We start from the raw sequence: 17,266 nt of genomic DNA on the forward strand, positions 1-17,266 counted from the left end.
ACAAACTCAGGGAAAAGAAGTATGAAACTGAAAACCACTCTTTCGGCTCTGGCGATCGTTGCTGCGGCACCGGCGCTGGCAGAATGCAACGAAGTCAGCTTTTCTGATGTGGGCTGGACCGACATCACCACCACCACTTCGGTGGCCAAGCACGTGCTGACCGGTCTGGGCTACGATGTGGATATCAAGATCCTGTCGGTTCCCGTGACCTTCGCCTCGCTGGAAAGCGACGACGTTGATGTGTTCCTTGGCAACTGGATCCCCGCGCAGACCGGCGCGATCCAGCCCTATCTGGACAAGGGCGAGATCGAGCAGCTGGTCGTGAACCTGGAAGGCACCAAGTACACGCTGGCCGTTCCCACCTACACCTATGAAAAAGGTCTGAAGACCTACGGCGACATCGCCAAGTTCGAAGAGTCGCTGGACGGCAAGATCTACGGCATCGAGCCCGGCAACGAAGGCAACGACTACCTGATCGGCCTGACCGAGGCGAACACCCATGGTCTGGGTAACTTTGAAGTCGTCGAAAGCTCGGAGCAGGGCATGCTGGCGATGGTGAACCGCGCCGTGAAAGACGACGAAGATGTTGTCTTCCTTGGCTGGGAACCCCACCCGATGAACGCCAACTTCAGCCTCAAGTACCTGACCGGCGGCGAAGACTTCTTTGGCGGTGAAGGTGTGGTCTACACCACCACCCGCAAAGGCTACGCCGAAGAGTGCCCGAACGTCGGCACCCTGCTGAAAAACATGAAGTTCAGCCTTGCCATGGAAAACGAGATCATGGGCAAGATCCTGAACGACGGCGAAGACGCGGATGACGCAACCAAAGCATGGCTGGTTGCCAACCCCGATGTGCTGGGTCCCTGGCTGGAAGGCGTGACCACGCTGGACGGTGCAGAAGGTCTGGCAGCTGTGAAAGCCTCGCTGGGTCTGTAACGACCGAAGTTGCGAAGGGGGCCCGTCCGCGTGGCGGGCCCTTTTCGTTCCGGCACCGAAGGACACAGTCGAACAAGGAAACTTAAGGGTAAATTATGCTTCAATGGCTGACAGATAACAAAATTCCAGTAGGGGCTTGGGCCGAAGACGTCTTTGATTTCCTTCGCGACAACGCCGAATTCTTTTTCGAAGGGATGTCCAACGCGATGGAGTGGCTGATCGATGCCATTCTTTGGGTGTTGCAAACGCCCCATCCGTTCATCGTTATCGCAGCCTTCGTCGCGCTGACCTGGGTTTTGCAACGCAGCTGGAAAGTCTGTGCCTTTGTCACTTTGGGGTTCCTGTTCATTCTGAATCAGGACTACTGGGAAGAGACCACGGAAAGCATCACGCTGGTGCTGTCGGCCTGTGTGGTCTGTATGGCCGTCGGCGTGCCCATAGGGATTTACGCTGCGCACCGGCCCAAGGTGTATAGCTATCTGCGGCCCATTCTGGACCTGATGCAGACCCTGCCGACCTTTGTGTATCTGATCCCTGCTATTGTTTTCTTCGGCATCGGCATGGTGCCCGGCCTGATCGCGACGGTGATCTTTGTACTGCCCGCACCGATCCGCCTGACCTATCTGGGTGTCTCCTCGACCCCGCAGCAGCTTTTGGAGGCCGCACGTGCCTTTGGCGCGACGCCCAAGCAGGTGCTGTATAAGGTCGAGCTTCCCTACGCGTTCCCGCAGATCATGGCCGGTCTGAACCAGACCATCATGCTGTCGCTCTCGATGGTGGTTGTGGCCGCGCTGGTGGGCGCGGATGGCCTTGGCGTGCCGGTTGTGCGGGCGCTGAACCAGGTGAACACCAAGCTTGGCTTTGAATCCGGCTTTGTCATCGTGGTTGTCGCCATCATGCTGGATCGCATCCTGAACATGGGAGACAAGAAATGAGCACGGCAGTCCAATTCGATAACGTCTCGATCGTCTTCGGCTCTCATCCGGAAAAGGCTCTGCCCCTGATGGATGATGGCAAGGATCGCGGTACAGTACAGACCGAAACCGGTCAGGTGCTTGGCGTGCATAACTGCTCGCTCGATGTGGCGACCGGTGAAATTCTGGTGCTGATGGGGCTGTCTGGCTCGGGTAAGTCCACGCTTTTGCGGGCGGTGAACGGTTTGAACCCCGTGGTGCGCGGGGCGGTGCATGTGAATGACGGCCAGAACATGGTCGATATCACCCATGCTGACAAACAGACCCTGCGCCGGATGCGTCTTAGTCAGATCGCGATGGTCTTCCAGCAGTTCGGTCTGCTGCCATGGCGCACCGTGCGCGAGAACGTGCAACTGGGTCTGGAACTGGGCGGCATGGACAAGGCCGAGCGCGACGCAAAGGTCGAGCAGCAGCTTGAGCTGGTGGGCTTGTCCCAATGGGCCGATCGTAAGGTGGGCGAGTTGTCGGGCGGCATGCAGCAGCGTGTGGGTCTGGCCCGCGCCTTTGTCACCGACGCGCCGATCCTGCTGATGGACGAACCCTTCAGCGCGCTGGACCCACTGATCCGCGCCAAGTTGCAGGACGAACTGCTAGAGCTTCAGCAAAAGCTGAACCGCACTATCATCTTCGTCAGCCACGATCTGGACGAGGCTTTCAAGATCGGCAACCGTATCGCCATCATGGAAGGTGGCCGGATCGTGCAGTGCGGCACCCCGCAGGAAATCTTCTCGAAGCCTGCGGATGAGTATGTGACCGAGTTTGTGGCCCACATGAACCCGCTTGGCGTCTTGCGCGCGCAAGACATCATGTCGGCGGCAACTGGCGTGGCCTTTGGTCAGGTGGATGCCAAAACCCCCGTGGGCAAGGTCATGGAGATGATGACCGGCGAAGAGGGGGCCTTGGACGTCACGCAAGGTGGCCAGATCATCGGCCAGATCACGAAGGACGATATTCTGCGGAATCTGGTGGACCCGCGCAGCGCGGCTTAACCGATGTGGATCACCGGTCCTGCGGCGGCTTCGGCATCTGCGGGATCGTGGGTCACCATGACCACAGGCAAATTCTGGACGCGGGCGCGGGTGAAAACCAGCGCCCGTATCTGTTCGCGCAGGTCCGCATCCAAACCGCTGAACGCCTCATCCAGCAGCAACGCCTTTGGCTGGCTAAGCAGCATCCGCATCAAGGCCACCCGCGCCTTTTGCCCGCCTGAGAGGGTGGCTGGATCGCGGTTGGCAAAGCCCTGAAGCCCGACGTCCCTCAGGGCGGTTTCGATGGTCTTATGACGCTCTTTCCGGTTGCCGCCTTTCGGCAGGCCAAAGGCAAGGTTCTGCCCGACGCTTAGATGCGGAAACAGCAGGTCGTCTTGGAACAGGATACCGATGCGGCGCGCCTCGGTCGGCAGGGCGGTGATATCCTGCCCGTCCAGAATGATCCGCCCTTGTTGGGCGAAGGCGGGGTCCAACGTGCCGGTGATGGCCGCCAGCAGCGTTGACTTGCCCGAACCTGATGGCCCCATGATCGTCAGCACCTCGCCCCCGTGCACGGTGGTATCCACCTGCGCGATCAGGCGCTGGCCAAGGGTGATGGTCAGGTTCTGGAGATGCAGCATCAGGGGTGGGTTCCACGGCGGTTGGCGTAAAGGATGCGCGGCAGGGCCAGCGCAAGGGCAAAGGGCAGTAGGGCCGCCAAGGTCAAGGCGATCCCGTAGACCCCGATGGCGCGGCGATCCCCGCCTGAGGCTAGGGCGACTGCCTCGGTGGTCAGGGTGGCAATGCGGCCCCCGCCGGCCAAGAGGGTCGGCAGATATTGCCCGACCGAGACAGCAAAGCCCACAGCGGCGGCGGTCAGGATCGGAGCCAGCAGCATCGGCAGGCGGATGGCGAACAGCACGCGCGTGGGGCTGGCGCCTAGCGCATGGGCGACTGTGGCGTGGCGGGTGTTCCACGCCTGCCAAGGGTCCGACAGGGAGAGGAAAATATAGGGGATCACAAAGACCAGATGGCTTAGGATCACCACCCAGCGTCCCATAGTCAGCCCGCCGCTGATCAGCAGCACTTGCAGGCCCGGCAAGAACGCGATCTGCGGGATCAGCAGCGGTAGATAGACCAGCCACATCACGCGCCCCTCTAGAGGTTTGCGCTTGCGATAGCCTGCCTCAAGGCAGCCGATGCATAGGATCAGCGCGATCAGGGTTGTGGTTGTGGCGATCAGGGCGGTCTCGGCCAGTGGGGCGCCAAGCTGCGGCAGAAACCGGTCCAGCGTGCGGGTGGTCAGGGCCTCGGGCAGGGCGTCCGGAAACTGCCAGCGGGCGGCAAAGGACCAGACCGCAAGGCTGGCAAGACCGCCCAAGACCGCAATGGCTGATGTCGCTGCGGCGGCGATTGCCAAGGGCCGCAAGGCGGGTAGCCATGGGCTGCGGGTGCCTGATGTGATCCACAAAAGGCCGAGTTTGCCCACCAACTTCTCTGCTAGGAACCACGCAGCAAGGGCAGCGATGACTAGCGCCAGTTGGATCACCGCCCCCGCCGCGCCTTGCAGGCGCAGGGTCAGGTCGGGATCGGACATCCAGCGCAGGATTTGCACGGATAAGGTTGATGGTGTCGTCGGCCCCAAGATCAGCGCCATATCCACGGCGGTCATGGCATAGGCCAGCACCACATAGACTGGCAGGCGGATTTGGCCGTAAAGGCGCGGTAGCACCACCTTCAACCAAGCGCCCGCGCCCGAATGCCCCAGACTGCGGGCCACGGCCAGACTGCGGATGGCATCGGTCTGCGCCAAAGCAGCCAGCGCTATCAGCAGAAGGAAGGGCATCTCTTTGACCGCAAGCCCTAGCGTCAGGGCGATGCCCGCGGGGTCGTTCAAAATCAAAAGGTCGGGCGGGCGGTCCCAGCCGGTCAGCCAAGGGCTAACTGCGCGGGCAATCCAGCCGGAAGGTGCGATCATGAACGCCAATCCGAACGCCGCCGAGGCATGAGGGACCGACAGCAGCGGCGATAAGGCCCGCCGCAGCCACATCAATGCGCGGCTGCCGTGCAACTGGCTGAGGATCAGAATGACGAGCCCTAGGGCGATCAGGGTGGAGCCAACCCCAGTCACCACCGACAGCCAAGCGGCGCGGGGCAAACCGGGCCACGCCAGCACATCGGCCATGGGCGCTGCACTGGCGCCATTTAAGGTGATAAAACCGAAAAGGGGGGCAAAGACCCCCCATAGCCCCGCAGCCACCGGCAGCAACATGGCCGCCAGTGTCAGGCGGGGCACCCACGCCAGCAGGGTCACTGCACCCCGTAGCGCTTGGTCCATTCCTCGGTCAGCATGGTCATCCAGCTGGGATGGGGCTCGGGCAGGGCGGTGCCAAGCTGCGCAGGCGTCAGGGTGGCGACACCCAACTCGATCTGGTCGAAGGCAGCGCGCTGGTCATCGGACAGTTTCGCCATATCCAGTACGGTGCCATAGCCAAGGTTCAGCGGGTCGAGACCGTGGGCCTGCGCCTCGGGCGAGAGGATGAAGTTCGCGATAACCATCGCCCCTGCCGCCGCATTGGCGTTGTAAGGGATCGCCAGATAGCTGGCGTTTCCAAGGGTGCCTTTGTCCAGAACATAGGTGCGCACGGTTTCAGGCAGTTGGAAGTTCGCGATGGCGGTCGAGGCCTCGCCCGGGCTGAAGCTGATGGCCAGATCAATCTCGCCGTCGTTGATCAACTGCAACTGCTGCGGGCCGGTCTGGGGATAGGCCTTGCCTTCACGCCAAAGGGTCGGGGTCAGGGTATTCAGATAGTCCCAAAGCGGGGCCGAGACTTTGGCGAATGTCTCAGGCGTGGCCTCTTGCGACAGGGCAGCGGCGTCATCTGTCAGGTCCAAAAGCGCCTGCTTCAGGAAGGTCGCGCCAAGGAAATCCGGCGGCTGGGGGTAGGTGAAACGTCCAGGGTGCGCGGTGCTCCATTCAAGGATTGCGTCCATTGAGGTCAGCGGTGCCTCAATATCTGCGGTGTCATACATGAAGACCACTTGCGCCATGGCCCACGGGCTTTCATAACCCTCGGTCGGGACGGTAAAGTCGGTTTGCACGGTCTTGCCGTCCACATCCACGAACTGCCAGTTGGGCAGCTGTTCCGCGAAGGGGCCGAACAGCAGATCCTGCCGCTTCATCGAGGCAAAGTTGGCCCCGTTGATCCAGATGATATCCACCGCGCCGCCTTCGTTCTTGCCGGCTTGCTGTTCGGCCAGAACGCGGGCAACCGCATCGGCGGTGTCGGTCAGTTTCACATGCTCAAGTGTGACGCCATATTCCTCGGCCACTCGGTCCCCGACCCACGCGATAAAGTCATTGGTGGTGGTCGAGCCGCCCCATGCGTTCCAGTAAACGGTCTGGCCGTTTGCCTCTTTCAACACAGCGTCCCAATTGCTGGGATCAGGTTGCGCCATGGCGGTGGTGGCGAAAAGAGCGGCCGAAAGGGCCGTCAGCATGCGTTTCATCAAGATCCTCCAGAAGTGTCTGTCTTGTCTGGTCCGAACACCTGACGGGCCAGCAATATGCGTGAGAGCGCCGTGACAAAGCACAGCGATCCAAAAATCCATGCGGCCACGGGAAAAGCCGCGGGCCAAAGGCACAGAAGGGCGAAAAAGGCGATGGTCTCAAAGCCCTCCAGCAGCCCTCCGGTGAAATAGAGCGATTTTGCCCCGCGGGCAGAGGTCTGCATCCGGTGTTTTTCCGCCAGAATGGCGTAGCCCAGAAAGCTGGCCCCGTTGACGTAGAAACTGGTCAGAAGGAAGGCTCCTGCCGCGCCGTTCTGTGCGGGGTCCAGCAGGACAAATCCCAGGGGCACAGCGCCGTAGAACAGGAAATCACAGGTGATATCCAGATAGCCGCCAAAGTCGGTTTTGCGGCTGGCGCGGGCAACGGCTCCGTCCAGCCCGTCGGCCAAGCGGCTGGCCAGCAACAGCATCAGTGCCGCGCCGGTCATCCCCAGCGCGATCAGCGCAGCCGAGGTCAACCCTAGCGCCAGACCTGCAAGCGTCACCCCATTTGCACTGACACCGCGCCCCGCAAGGGCGTGGCCCATGCGGTTCAAGGCAGGGTCGATCAGAGGGCGTATGGCGGCGTCAAACATGGGGCATAAAATGTTCGTAAGATCAGGGCTTTGTCACCCGCCAATTTGCATTGCTACAGCATCTCTACAAGAACGTGATTGCCTTGTGAAAAGCCGAAAGTGTTAATAACAGTTCTGAAAATGGTACTTTTCGGGAACTTTCCGTCAGGGAAGACGTAGGTCAAGTGATCCACTTTGTCCGCCAATCGGGTAGGACGAAGGCAATTCGATGCTTCGGTGCTGCGTTTAAGCAATGCAGCCGAGGCCAATAAACGACAGGAAGATCTTCCAGATATGATCCGACTTCAGACTTTGATGACCGCCCTGATGCTGGCGCTTGCCCTGCTTTTCGGAACGGTTTCAGGCCATGGGGCGCTGGCGCAGGATGCTACGGCAACGGCCACCGAAACCCCCGCTGAACAGACCCAGACCGATAAACTGATCGACGTTCTTCAAGATGACGCGACCCGCGCCAAGCTGATTGACGCGCTGCGCAGTCTGGATGATGCCACCGTTGCGCCCGCGTCAGAAAGTGCCGAAGGACCCAGTGCCGATACTGCCGTTGAAGCAGCCGCAACCGAAGCGGCCAGCGCGGTAAGTGACGATGTCTCGGTCGGGCGTCAGATCGCGACCTTTACCAAGGTTTTCGCCGAGGACATCATTCAGGAGGTCCAGCAAACGTGGAAACAGACCGTCCGTTCGCTAAGCAACCTTAGTGCCTTGGGCGGCACCGATAGCGTTGTGCTGACCGATGCCTTTCGTGATCTGGGTCTGCTGATCGTCGCAACGGTTGGTGTCTTCCTTGTGCTGCGGGGCGTGGCACAAGCGTTCTACGCCCGTCTTGGCGCTAAAGCCGCCGAGAGCCGCTTCCTTCGGACGGTCGGCCTGTTCATGTTCTCGGGCGTGGTGGATGTTCTGAACGTTCTGGTCGCGTGGCTGGTGGGCTATATTCTGGCCCTGACGGTCTTTGGCAGCTTTGGCGAGATCGGCATCCGCCAGACCCTTTATCTGAACGCTTTTGTTCTGGTCGAGCTGATCAAGGTCGTGGTCCGCATGGTCTTCTCGCCCGCGTCCAGCGCGTTGCGTATCCTGCCGCTTAGCGACACAGGGGCCAAGTTCACCGCGCGTCGTCTGAGCCTGCTGATCGGTTTGATCGGCTATGGCCAACTGCTGGTGATCCCTGTGATCAATGGCGATGTGTCATTTGCAGCGGGCCGTGCGGCGACGCTGGTTCTGGCGCTACTGGTGCTGCTGATCACCATCTTCACCGTTCTGCGTAAGCGCGGCGACGTGGCAAGCTGGCTGCTGGGACAGGACGAGGAACTGGCCCCCCGAGGCGCCGCCCGTGTTCTGGCGCGCAACTGGCACTGGCCGGTGCTGCTGTATCTGGCGGGCGTCTTTGTGATCGTGATGACCCGTTCCAGCAATGTGGTTTTCACAACTTTTGTGAACTCGGCCCAAGTGGCGCTGGTGGTGCTGATCGGGATCATCGCCTCGGGTGCGATGACGCGGATCGTGCGCAAGGGCATTTCGCTGCCCGATACGATCAAGGAAAAGCTGCCCGCGCTTGAAGGTCGCCTGAACGCCTTTGTGCCCAAGTTGTTGATGGCGGTGCGGGCGCTGATCATTCTGTTTGTGATCCTGTTCGCACTAAATGCTCTGGGTGTCTTGAGCCTTGGTGCGCTACTGGCCAGCGAGTTCGGCGCGAGAGTGTCGGGAACCGTTGTCAGTGTCCTGTTCATCCTGATCGTCTCGACTGGGATCTGGCTGGCGCTGAGCAGCTGGGTGGATTACCGCCTGAACCCCGAATGGGGCAGCGTTCCGACCAGCCGCGAGACCACGCTGCTGACCCTGCTGCGCAACGCGGCAACCATCGCATTGGTCATCATAACCCTGATGTTCGTTCTGGCCGAAATCGGTCTGGACATCGCGCCTCTGCTGGCCTCGGCCGGTGTGCTGGGTCTGGCGATCGGCTTTGGCTCGCAGAAGATGGTGCAGGATATCATCACCGGTATCTTCATCCAGTTCGAAGGCGTCATTAACGTGGGTGATGTGATCACCCTGAACGGCACCACCGGCGTGGTGGAAAAGCTGACCATCCGCTCGGTCAGTCTGCGCGACTATCAAGGGGCCTATCACATGATCCCCTTCAGCAGCGTGGACATGGTGTCGAACTTCATGAAGGACTACGGCTATTTCGTCTGCGATATGGGTGTCGCCTACCGTGAAAGCGTGTCCGACGTGAAAGACGCCATGTTCGCCGCCTTTGAAGAACTGGTCGCCGATCCAGAACATCGCGCCAAGATCATGGGCGATATGGAGTGGTCGGGCCTGAACACCTTCGGCGACAGCGCGATTATCCTGCGCAGCAAGATCAAGTGCTATCCAGGTGATCAGTGGAACATTGGACGCGCCTACAACGAGATCGTCAAACGCATCTTTGACGAGCGCGGGATCGAGATCCCTTATCCCTACCAGACCCTCACCTTTGCCGAGAGCAAAGCAGGCGAAAGCCAGCCGGTTCGGGTAAAAATGGAAGAAAAGCTGATCGAAGGGACGGCCCGCGAAACAACCCGCGAAGATGCTCCGGCCAAGTCGGATCGTCCGAAAAGCAGGGACATTCCGGCGCAATCCGACACGAATCCGGGCGATGGACCGGACGGAGACATGCGCTAAGGCGTGTCTCTAAGACTAACGGACAATGGCCCGCAGGGATTCAATCCTTGCGGGCTTTTTGCTGCTGCGAAAGAATGTGCGCGCTGGCACATGGCTTGGGGAAGCAGTCTGCCAGCCTGCGGGGAGGAGTGATGGTTATGGATTTTCGTGAACATACGGATCGGGTGTTGTCGGTGGCGGAGTCCGGCTCGGCTGCGGCACGGTCGCGGCTGGCGGCGTCTTGGCGGCGATCCTTGGTGCGTCACGGCATTGATCCAGCCACGGGCCGTGCGCCCCAGCGTCTGACCCAGCGCGAATTGCGCCCCCTGCTAGAGGCGAACGAGTCCTTCATACGCAGCGCCGAAAGCCGCATCGACAACCTGTTCGATCTGGTCGGCCAGTCGGGCTGTGCGGTCCTGCTAACGGACGCGCAAGGGATCGTGCTGCAGCACCGCTGCGGTGATGGCGATGCGGATACCTTTCAGAACTGGGGCCTGTGGGCAGGAAATAACTGGTCGGAAGAGGCCGAAGGCACCAATGGCATCGGCACCTGTCTGGCCGAGCGTCGCCGCGTCACGATCCACCGAGACGATCACTTCATCGCCCGTAACATCGGTCTTAGCTGCATGGACGCGCCGATCTTTGGCCCGCAGGGGCAGCTGTTGGGGGCGCTGGATGTGTCCTCGGCGCGGTCGGACCAGACCGAAGGCTTTAACCAGCTGATCGCGGCGATGGTGGAACAAACCGCCCGCCAGATCGAGGCTGACTGCTTCCGTGCGACCTTCCCCAAAGCCCGCATCGTCATGGCTGGTGAAGGCGACACCCGTGCCAATTCCTTGTTGGCCGTGGATCAGGATGATCTGGTCATCGGCGCAACCCGTCAGGCCCGTCTGACGTTGGACCTGCCCAGTGAGGGAATTCTGCGTCCGCTGCCCGCCGTGGACGTGCTGGGACGCGACGATGATTCCCAAAAAGGATTCGAAGGAGCCGAGCGCGCTGCGGTCATGCGGGCCCTTTCCCGTGCCGATGGCAACGTGACTCAGGCGGCAAAGGCCTTGGGAATCGGTCGGGCGACCATGTATCGCCGGATGAAGCGTCTGGGAATTTCCGAAAAGTCTCACTGACTGTCTCAGCCCTGAGACAGTCCCCCGAAAGCTGCGACTTTGGTGGGGATGCGCTGGATCAAAAGGGTGGGCATCGTCCCCTCAATCCCGGTCGGAGGATACCGGGTCACATGAGGAGGACTATCCATGAACGAGATGGCTCAAGCCGGTACCGCTGCACGCGTTTCGCCCTTTAAAGAGCGTTATGACAACTTCATCGGCGGTCAGTTTGTTGCACCCCGCAACGGCCGTTACTTTGACAACGGCAGCCCCATCACCGGTGGCAAGATCTGTGAAATCGCTCGCTCGGACGAGGGCGACATCGAAGCGGCACTGGACGCCGCACACGCCGCAAAAGACGCATGGGGCCACACTGCCCCCGCCGCACGCGCAGCTGTTCTGCTGAAAATCGCAGACATCATGGAAGAAAACATCGAGCTGCTGGCAACCTGCGAAACCTGGGACAACGGTAAGCCGATCCGTGAAACCATGGCCGCTGACCTGCCGCTGGCGATCGACCACTTCCGCTACTTTGCTGGCGTTCTGCGCGCTCAGGAAGGCGCCCTGTCGGAAATCGACTCGGACACCGTTGCCTACCACTTCCACGAGCCTCTGGGCGTTGTTGGTCAGATCATTCCCTGGAACTTCCCGCTGCTGATGGCGTGCTGGAAACTGGCACCTGCACTGGCCGGTGGTAACTGTGTGGTTCTGAAGCCCGCAGAGCAGACCCCCGCAGCGATCATGGTTCTGTGCGAACTGATCGCAGACGTTGTGCCCGCAGGCGTTCTGAACGTCGTAAACGGCTTTGGTCTGGAAGCAGGCAAGCCGCTGGCACAGTCCAAGCGCATCGCCAAGATCGCCTTCACCGGTGAAACCAGCACCGGTCGTCTGATCATGCAGTACGCATCGGAGAACCTGATCCCCGTCACGCTGGAACTGGGCGGCAAGTCGCCGAACATCTTCTTCGAAGACGTGGCACGCGCTGACGATGATTTCTTCGACAAAGCGATCGAAGGCTTCGTGATGTTCGCGCTGAACCAGGGCGAAGTCTGCACCTGCCCCAGCCGCGCACTGATCCACGAATCGATCTATGACCGCTTCATGGAGCGTGCTCTGGCCCGCGTTGACGCCATCGTTCAGGGTGATCCGCTGAACCCCGCCACCATGATCGGTGCGCAGGCGTCGAACGAGCAGATGGAGAAGATCCTTGGTTACTTCGACATCGGCCGTCAGGAAGGTGCAGAAGTTCTGATCGGTGGTGAGCGCAACGTTCTGGGCGGCGATCTGGCAGACGGCTACTACGTGAAGCCGACCGTCATGAAGGGCCACAACAAGATGCGCATCTTCCAGGAAGAGATCTTTGGCCCGGTTGTGTCTGTGACCACCTTCAAAGATGCCGACGAGGCGCTGTCGATTGCGAACGACACCATGTTCGGTCTGGGTGCCGGCGTATGGTCGCGTGATGCGAACACCTGCTACCGCTTTGGTCGTGCCATTCAGGCGGGCCGCGTCTGGACCAACTGCTACCACGCGTACCCCGCACACGCGGCGTTCGGTGGCTACAAGCAGTCGGGTATCGGCCGCGAGACCCACAAGATGATGCTGGACCACTACCAGCAGACCAAGAACATGCTGGTCAGCTACAGCCCCAAGAAACTGGGCTTCTTCTAAGAGACCCAAGGCCGGGGGGCGCTGCCCCCCGGACCCCCCGAGGTATTTTCACCAAGATGAAAGAGGCGGAGATGACCAAAGTCTATGACAAGGTTTCTGCCACTCCTGCAGCGCTGAAACTGTTGGCCGAGATCGTGGAAGACCACGGTCCGGTGATGTTTCACCAATCGGGCGGATGTTGCGATGGCTCGTCCCCGATGTGTTACGCGCAGGGGGATTTCAAACTGGGTGTGAACGACATTCAAATGGGAGAAATTGGCGGCATGCCCTTTTACATTTCGGAGACCCAGTTCGAAGTGTGGATGCATACGGATCTGATCATCGATGTGGTGAAGGGCCGTGGGGGTATGTTCAGCCTTGATAATGGGCGCGAGCAACGCTTCCTCACCCGCTCGACGCTCTGTGCCAGCTGACTCCCCGTATTCCATCCAGCTGGCTAAAAAAGAAGGCGTAGACCACCTCTCCGGTCTGCGCCTTTCTTTGTTTTTATGGGGTTAGAAAACGGGGGGCGCCGAAGGTGAGACGCCATTGGGTGATGAAGAGGCTGCGCCTTTGTTGGTCGCGGGCCACCAGTAGCATCGGCTCGAGCCGGATCGAGCGTTCCGAACTGGCGGGTAGGCCGCTTTCGTCTTCGTCGCGCTGCCATTCAAGGCCGCTCATGAAAAGCTGTGCCTTGCCCGCGTCCGAGAGCAGGAAATCCAAGAGGCGGCTGGCGGCGATCGGGTTCGGAGCGTTCTTCGGGATCATGAAGGCGCGGGAGAGAAAGAGCGTGTAATCCTCGGGCAGGATCACGCCGATTTTGTCGTTGGTCTGGGTGCTGACGTAGGAGCCAAGCACGTTATAGGCCAAGAGATAGCGCCCTTCGGCCACGCCTTTGATGATCTCGGCCGAGCAGCAGGTGGCGATGGCGTCCGTGCGGCTGAAACCTTCTAAAAGACCGCCGAAGGTGCTGGCCTCGATGCTGTCGGAGAAGGCCAAGAGGTAGCCCAGACCGGAAGCCTCGATGTCATAGGTGGCGATGCGGTTCTGGTAGCGCGGGTTTTGCTGGCGCATCAGGTCCAGAAGCTGGAAGCGGGTGCGGGGAACCTCTTCGGGGGGGACCAGATCGGTGTTGTAGAGCATGACCGCAGGTTCGCGGGTGATGCCCCAGAGTTCATTGCGCCAGATCCGTTCGGACGAGAGGGTTTCCGTGAGGCTGGAGCGATAGGGGCGGGCGCAGGCAATATTGACCAGTTCGACCATCTGGTGGACGCCGGACGACAGGACCGCATCGGCGGGATTATCCCCCGTTTGGCAGCCGTCCAGCGTAAGTTTGTAAAGGGCGTTTGACCCCCATTGCTCATAGGTGACGGTGATGTCGGGGTTGGCCTCTGTGAAGGCCTGGATCGTGGGTCCAAGGACGGCGATATCCGTGGTGGACCGGAACATCAGCGCAGTCGGGCCGGTGCCATAGGTGGCGACGGCCTCTTGCGCGGTGGCTGGGACGGCGAGGGCCAGCAGAAGGGCGGCAGCGCGGATCATTCGGGCACCTCATGGGCGGTCAGGGTCAGGCTGACGCGAAAGCCGTCATCGGTGGGGGTCATGGTTAAATCGCCCTCGAATGCCTCGGCCACGGCACGGACGATGGAAAGGCCGAGACCTGCGCTTTGCCCTTTGGAGGCGGCGTTGCGTTCGAACCGTTGGCCCATGCGTGACAGGACTTCGGGGGTGGGGCCGGGTCCTGCGTCCTGCACCCAGAGGCTGGCGCGGGTGCCGGTACGGCTGACGCCGATGCGGACTGGCGGGGTGCCGTGGCGCAGGGCGTTGTTGAACATGTTCTTTGCCGCTTCGGTCAAGGATATTTCATCGGCCATCACGAAGATCGGATCGGGGCCGATGACCAGTTCAACCTCGGCACCGGGGGAGAGCAATTCGTGATCGCGGGCTTCGACCACCTCTAGCGCCACATCTCGCAAGTCGATGGGACGGCGCGGGGCGCTGTCGGTGCGGTGGATCACAAGTGCGCGGGACAGCATCTGGTCTAGCAGTTCACCCAAGGACCGAGACCGGCGGGCAAGGCGGCCAACCATCAGGCGTTGCGCCTCGGGGACGGTTTCCTCGCTGGCCAGTTCCGCTTGGGTGCGGATGGCGGCCACTGGGGTGCGCAACTGGTGGGCCGTGTCCGAGATCAGGTTGCGCATGCTGCCGATCTGGCGATCCAGACGGCGCATAAAGCGGTTCATGGCGTCCACCATCACGGCGGCCTCGGCAGGAACGTTGTTGTCCATTGGCGTCAGGTCATAGGGGTCGCGGTCCAAAAGCTCGGATGCGATCCGGTCCAGTGGCGCCATCGCATTGCGGATCACCACAATTGCCAGCACCATCAGCGCAAGCCCTGCGAGGATCGAGGCGATCAGCGCATCCCGTGTCAGGCCAAGGGCCATGGCGTTGCGGGCCAGCATGGTCTGGCCCACGGTGACCGAGACCGTGCCGGAAAATTCCCGCTCCGCGAAGATGCGGGTGATGGTGACAAAGCGGGCGGCCTCATTCTGAAGGGTGGCGTCGAAGAAGACCGGTTGGTTTGAGGGGCGACGCTGGGGCTCGGGGGCCGAGGTGACAGCGGCGTGGCCGGTTAGAAGTTGTTCATCGGGGCCGCGCACGGCATAGCCGATCCGGTCATCGGGGGCCTGCGCCAGCAGCTGAAACGCCGAGACTGGCAGATCGGCCATCGGGGTGCCGTTCAGGATGGTGATGGATTCGGCAATGTCACTTGCCGCGCCCAAAAGTAGCCGGTCATAGGCCTGTTTGGCTGCCTGTTGCCCATAGGCGAAACTGGCAATCGCCACGATCACGCCCCCGACCAGCAGCAGCGACAGAACCCCGACAACCACGCGCGAGGTCAGGGATCGTGTGGCCCTAGCCATCCAGCGCGATCCGGTAGCCCAGGCGGCGCTGGGTCTCGATCAGAACACCTGTGCCAGACAGTTTTTTGCGCAGTCGGGCGATGTAAAGCTCGATCGCGTTCAGTCCCACATCCGCATCGTCAAAGGCGAAAAGCCCGTCATAAAGCCGCTCTTTGCTTAGAACGTTGCCGTTCGCGCGCAGCAAAAGGCCCAGAAGGGTGGCTTCGCGGCGGGTCAGGTCCACGGGGTCCCCGTTGATCTGCGCGGTCATGGTGGCGGGGGAAAAACTCAGCGGACCAAGGGTCAGCGCATCGGTTTTCTGATCGGATTCACGGCGGACCAAAGCCCGCAGGCGGGCCTCAAGTTCGCGGTGATCGAAGGGTTTGACCAGATAGTCATCGGCCCCCAAATTCAGCGCCGAGACCCGATCATCTACCGAAAATAGCGCCGTCAGCATCAACACAGGGGTGCGAATCCCCCGCCCGCGAATGTCTGAAAGCAGTTCAGTTCCCGCCCGATCCGGAAGGTTGATATCCAGTACAATCGCGTCGTAGCGCTGGACCGCCAGAAAGTCCTCGGCGCTTTCGCAGGACTCGGCCAGATCGCACGCCATGCCTGCTTTTCCTAGGCGAATGGCGATGGCCTCGGCCATATCGACCGCATCTTCGACGATCAGAATGCGCATAATTTTCTTTCCCCATCCGGCCCAGAAAATGCGTTTCCTGTCGCGGTGACAGGTTGGTGACAGCTTTCCCCGTTAGTGGTCCTTCATAGCCCGACACGAGAAGACTGCAAATATGCAGCGCTATGTCGGCAAAAACGACCGGATCCGAGGAGATCCGCGAAGATCACTGTGGAGGAGATAGACATGATCTTTAAAGCAACTGTTGCTGCCCTGATGCTGGGTGCGTCCGCGTTTGCCGCTTCGGCAGAAGGCTGGAAGCCCGAGAGCCCCGAGTGCATCGCACCCGCGAACCCCGGTGGTGGCTGGGACTTCACCTGCCGTCAGGTTGGCAAGTCGATGCAGGACCTCGGCTTGATCGAGAAAACCATGCAGGTTGTGAACCTGGCCGGTGGCGGTGGCGGTGTTGCCTACGCCGAAGTCGTGAACAAGCGTAACGACAGCAACGACCTGATCGTTGCGGCCTCGTCGGCAACCGCGACTCGTCTGGCGCAGGGCGCATACCCCGGCAACACCATGGACCAGGTGCGTTGGCTGGCGTCGATCGGCGCAGACTATGGCGTGATCGCCGTGGCCGCCGACAGCGAAATCACCACCCTTCCCGCGCTGCTGGACATGATCAAAAATGACCCCACCTCGGTGTCGGTTGCTGGCGGTTCGGCTGTTGGCGGCTGGGACCACCTGAAGGTTTTGATCGCAGCGAATGCCTACGGCGTCGAAGACGTGCGTAAGGTCAAGTACATCGCGTTCGATGGCGGCGGCGAAGCTGTAACCCAGCTGCTGGCCGGTTCGGTTCAGGCATTCACCGGTGACATCTCGGAAGCCAAAGGCTTTGTTGACAGCGGCGACCTGAAAGTCATCGCAGTTCTGTCGCCCGAGCGTCTGGGTGGCGAATTCGCCGACTTCCCGACCGCAAAAGAGCAGGGCGTTGACGCGATTGGCGCAAACTGGCGTGGTTTCTACGCTCCCGGTGGCATGAGCGACGAAGCTTATGACGCATGGGTCGGCAACATCTCGGCGCTGTACGCATCGCCCGAGTGGAAAGAGATCATGGCCGCAAACGGTCTGGCGCCGCTGGACCTGCAGGGTGCAGATTTCGAGAAGTTCGTGAGCGAGTCGGTTGCTCAGATCCAGAACATCTCGCGCGAGATCGGCATCATCAAGTAATTCTACGCAGTCCCCCTGTGTAGATCTTAAGGGGCGCCGCTCTCTCCCCTTCATAGCGGCGCCCCTACTTTCATACCCCCCAAATACAATGCCGTTTCAGGAGA

At 60.8% G+C, this 17,266-nt stretch carries 15 protein-coding genes; 8 read left to right on the forward strand and 7 right to left on the reverse strand.

Annotated elements, in window-relative coordinates; translation table 11 throughout:
* Nucleotides 1-21 precede the first annotated feature (21 nt).
* The 3 genes from choX (at nt 22) to choV (ending at nt 2,899) form a co-directional block, all read left to right on the forward strand.
* Entirely contained in the window at nt 22-936 is a 915-nt protein-coding gene (choX, locus tag CLV74_RS13165) for a choline ABC transporter substrate-binding protein (RefSeq protein WP_106265524.1), read from the forward strand.
* Nucleotides 937-1,031: 95 nt separating this feature from the next.
* Nucleotides 1,032-1,871, forward strand: a complete 840-nt coding sequence (choW, locus tag CLV74_RS13170; protein WP_106265526.1) for a choline ABC transporter permease subunit — start codon at nt 1,032-1,034, stop codon at nt 1,869-1,871.
* Complete coding sequence (gene choV / locus CLV74_RS13175; protein WP_106265528.1) at nt 1,868-2,899, forward strand: choline ABC transporter ATP-binding protein; 1,032 nt, start codon at nt 1,868-1,870, stop codon at nt 2,897-2,899. The genes choW and choV overlap by 4 nt, the downstream gene beginning before the upstream one ends.
* Here the strand turns inward: choV and CLV74_RS13180 are convergent.
* Genes CLV74_RS13180 through CLV74_RS13195 form a run of 4 tightly spaced genes read right to left on the reverse strand, consistent with a single transcriptional unit; the run spans nt 2,896 to nt 7,023 of the window.
* Nucleotides 2,896-3,519 (reverse strand): ATP-binding cassette domain-containing protein, encoded by a 624-nt coding sequence (locus CLV74_RS13180; protein ID WP_106265529.1) that lies wholly within the window; start codon nt 3,517-3,519, stop codon nt 2,896-2,898. The genes choV and CLV74_RS13180 overlap by 4 nt on opposite strands.
* A complete protein-coding gene (locus CLV74_RS13185) occupies nt 3,519-5,216 on the reverse strand; it encodes an ABC transporter permease (protein WP_106265531.1) in 1,698 nt (565 codons plus the stop codon). Before CLV74_RS13185 ends, CLV74_RS13180 begins: the two co-directional genes overlap by 1 nt.
* Nucleotides 5,189-6,388 (reverse strand): ABC transporter substrate-binding protein, encoded by a 1,200-nt coding sequence (locus CLV74_RS13190; RefSeq protein WP_106265533.1) that lies wholly within the window; start codon nt 6,386-6,388, stop codon nt 5,189-5,191. The genes CLV74_RS13185 and CLV74_RS13190 overlap by 28 nt, the downstream gene beginning before the upstream one ends.
* The gene (locus CLV74_RS13195) at nt 6,388-7,023 is read right to left on the reverse strand and encodes a CDP-alcohol phosphatidyltransferase family protein (RefSeq protein ID WP_106265535.1); all 636 of its coding nucleotides are present in this window, start codon (nt 7,021-7,023) and stop codon (nt 6,388-6,390) included. Before CLV74_RS13195 ends, CLV74_RS13190 begins: the two co-directional genes overlap by 1 nt.
* A 273-nt stretch (nt 7,024-7,296) precedes the next feature.
* Between CLV74_RS13195 and CLV74_RS13200 the strand changes: the two genes are divergently transcribed.
* The 4 genes from CLV74_RS13200 (at nt 7,297) to CLV74_RS13215 (ending at nt 12,844) form a co-directional block, all read left to right on the forward strand.
* Nucleotides 7,297-9,678 (forward strand): mechanosensitive ion channel domain-containing protein, encoded by a 2,382-nt coding sequence (locus CLV74_RS13200; protein WP_106265537.1) that lies wholly within the window; start codon nt 7,297-7,299, stop codon nt 9,676-9,678.
* A gap of 137 nt (nt 9,679-9,815) precedes the next feature.
* Nucleotides 9,816-10,781, forward strand: coding sequence for a GAF domain-containing protein (locus CLV74_RS13205; RefSeq protein ID WP_211299050.1), 966 nt, complete (start codon nt 9,816-9,818; stop codon nt 10,779-10,781).
* Between the two features lie 126 nt (nt 10,782-10,907).
* Nucleotides 10,908-12,431, forward strand: a complete 1,524-nt coding sequence (gene adh, locus CLV74_RS13210; RefSeq protein ID WP_106265539.1) for an aldehyde dehydrogenase — start codon at nt 10,908-10,910, stop codon at nt 12,429-12,431.
* 71 nt (nt 12,432-12,502) lie between these two features.
* Nucleotides 12,503-12,844, forward strand: coding sequence for a DUF779 domain-containing protein (locus CLV74_RS13215; RefSeq protein WP_106265541.1), 342 nt, complete (start codon nt 12,503-12,505; stop codon nt 12,842-12,844).
* 73 nt (nt 12,845-12,917) lie between these two features.
* Here CLV74_RS13215 and CLV74_RS13220 read toward each other — a convergent pair whose 3' ends face one another.
* The 3 genes from CLV74_RS13220 to CLV74_RS13230 are packed head-to-tail and all read right to left on the reverse strand — an operon-like array spanning nt 12,918 to nt 15,998.
* Nucleotides 12,918-13,952, reverse strand: a complete 1,035-nt coding sequence (locus CLV74_RS13220; protein WP_106265543.1) for an ABC transporter substrate-binding protein — start codon at nt 13,950-13,952, stop codon at nt 12,918-12,920.
* Nucleotides 13,949-15,334, reverse strand: a complete 1,386-nt coding sequence (locus CLV74_RS13225) for a sensor histidine kinase (RefSeq protein ID WP_106265545.1) — start codon at nt 15,332-15,334, stop codon at nt 13,949-13,951. Before CLV74_RS13225 ends, CLV74_RS13220 begins: the two co-directional genes overlap by 4 nt.
* Nucleotides 15,327-15,998: a response regulator transcription factor gene (locus CLV74_RS13230; protein WP_106265547.1), complete on the reverse strand. Its 672-nt coding sequence runs from the start codon at nt 15,996-15,998 to the stop codon at nt 15,327-15,329. The genes CLV74_RS13225 and CLV74_RS13230 overlap by 8 nt, the downstream gene beginning before the upstream one ends.
* 183 nt (nt 15,999-16,181) lie before the next feature.
* Here CLV74_RS13230 and CLV74_RS13235 point away from each other — a divergent pair, with 183 nt between their 5' ends.
* On the forward strand, nt 16,182-17,162 hold the full coding sequence (locus CLV74_RS13235; protein ID WP_106265549.1) for a Bug family tripartite tricarboxylate transporter substrate binding protein: 981 nt from the start codon (nt 16,182-16,184) through the stop codon (nt 17,160-17,162).
* Nucleotides 17,163-17,266: the final 104 nt, after the last annotated feature.

This window comes from Donghicola tyrosinivorans (assembly GCF_003003355.1).
In the GTDB taxonomy this organism is placed as follows: Bacteria; Pseudomonadota; Alphaproteobacteria; order Rhodobacterales; family Rhodobacteraceae; genus Donghicola; species Donghicola tyrosinivorans.

Coding starts and splice junctions, on each gene's coding strand:
- choX (WP_106265524.1), top strand. CDS start 22: ATGAAACTGAAAACCACTCTTTCGGCTCTGGCGATCGTTGCTGCGGCA.
- choW (WP_106265526.1), top strand. CDS start 1,032: ATGCTTCAATGGCTGACAGATAACAAAATTCCAGTAGGGGCTTGGGCC.
- choV (WP_106265528.1), top strand. CDS start 1,868: ATGAGCACGGCAGTCCAATTCGATAACGTCTCGATCGTCTTCGGCTCT.
- CLV74_RS13180 (WP_106265529.1), bottom strand. CDS start 3,519: ATGCTGCATCTCCAGAACCTGACCATCACCCTTGGCCAGCGCCTGATC.
- CLV74_RS13185 (WP_106265531.1), bottom strand. CDS start 5,216: ATGGACCAAGCGCTACGGGGTGCAGTGACCCTGCTGGCGTGGGTGCCC.
- CLV74_RS13190 (WP_106265533.1), bottom strand. CDS start 6,388: ATGAAACGCATGCTGACGGCCCTTTCGGCCGCTCTTTTCGCCACCACC.
- CLV74_RS13195 (WP_106265535.1), bottom strand. CDS start 7,023: ATGTTTGACGCCGCCATACGCCCTCTGATCGACCCTGCCTTGAACCGC.
- CLV74_RS13200 (WP_106265537.1), top strand. CDS start 7,297: ATGATCCGACTTCAGACTTTGATGACCGCCCTGATGCTGGCGCTTGCC.
- CLV74_RS13205 (WP_211299050.1), top strand. CDS start 9,816: ATGGATTTTCGTGAACATACGGATCGGGTGTTGTCGGTGGCGGAGTCC.
- adh (WP_106265539.1), top strand. CDS start 10,908: ATGAACGAGATGGCTCAAGCCGGTACCGCTGCACGCGTTTCGCCCTTT.
- CLV74_RS13215 (WP_106265541.1), top strand. CDS start 12,503: ATGACCAAAGTCTATGACAAGGTTTCTGCCACTCCTGCAGCGCTGAAA.
- CLV74_RS13220 (WP_106265543.1), bottom strand. CDS start 13,952: ATGATCCGCGCTGCCGCCCTTCTGCTGGCCCTCGCCGTCCCAGCCACC.
- CLV74_RS13225 (WP_106265545.1), bottom strand. CDS start 15,334: ATGGCTAGGGCCACACGATCCCTGACCTCGCGCGTGGTTGTCGGGGTT.
- CLV74_RS13230 (WP_106265547.1), bottom strand. CDS start 15,998: ATGCGCATTCTGATCGTCGAAGATGCGGTCGATATGGCCGAGGCCATC.
- CLV74_RS13235 (WP_106265549.1), top strand. CDS start 16,182: ATGATCTTTAAAGCAACTGTTGCTGCCCTGATGCTGGGTGCGTCCGCG.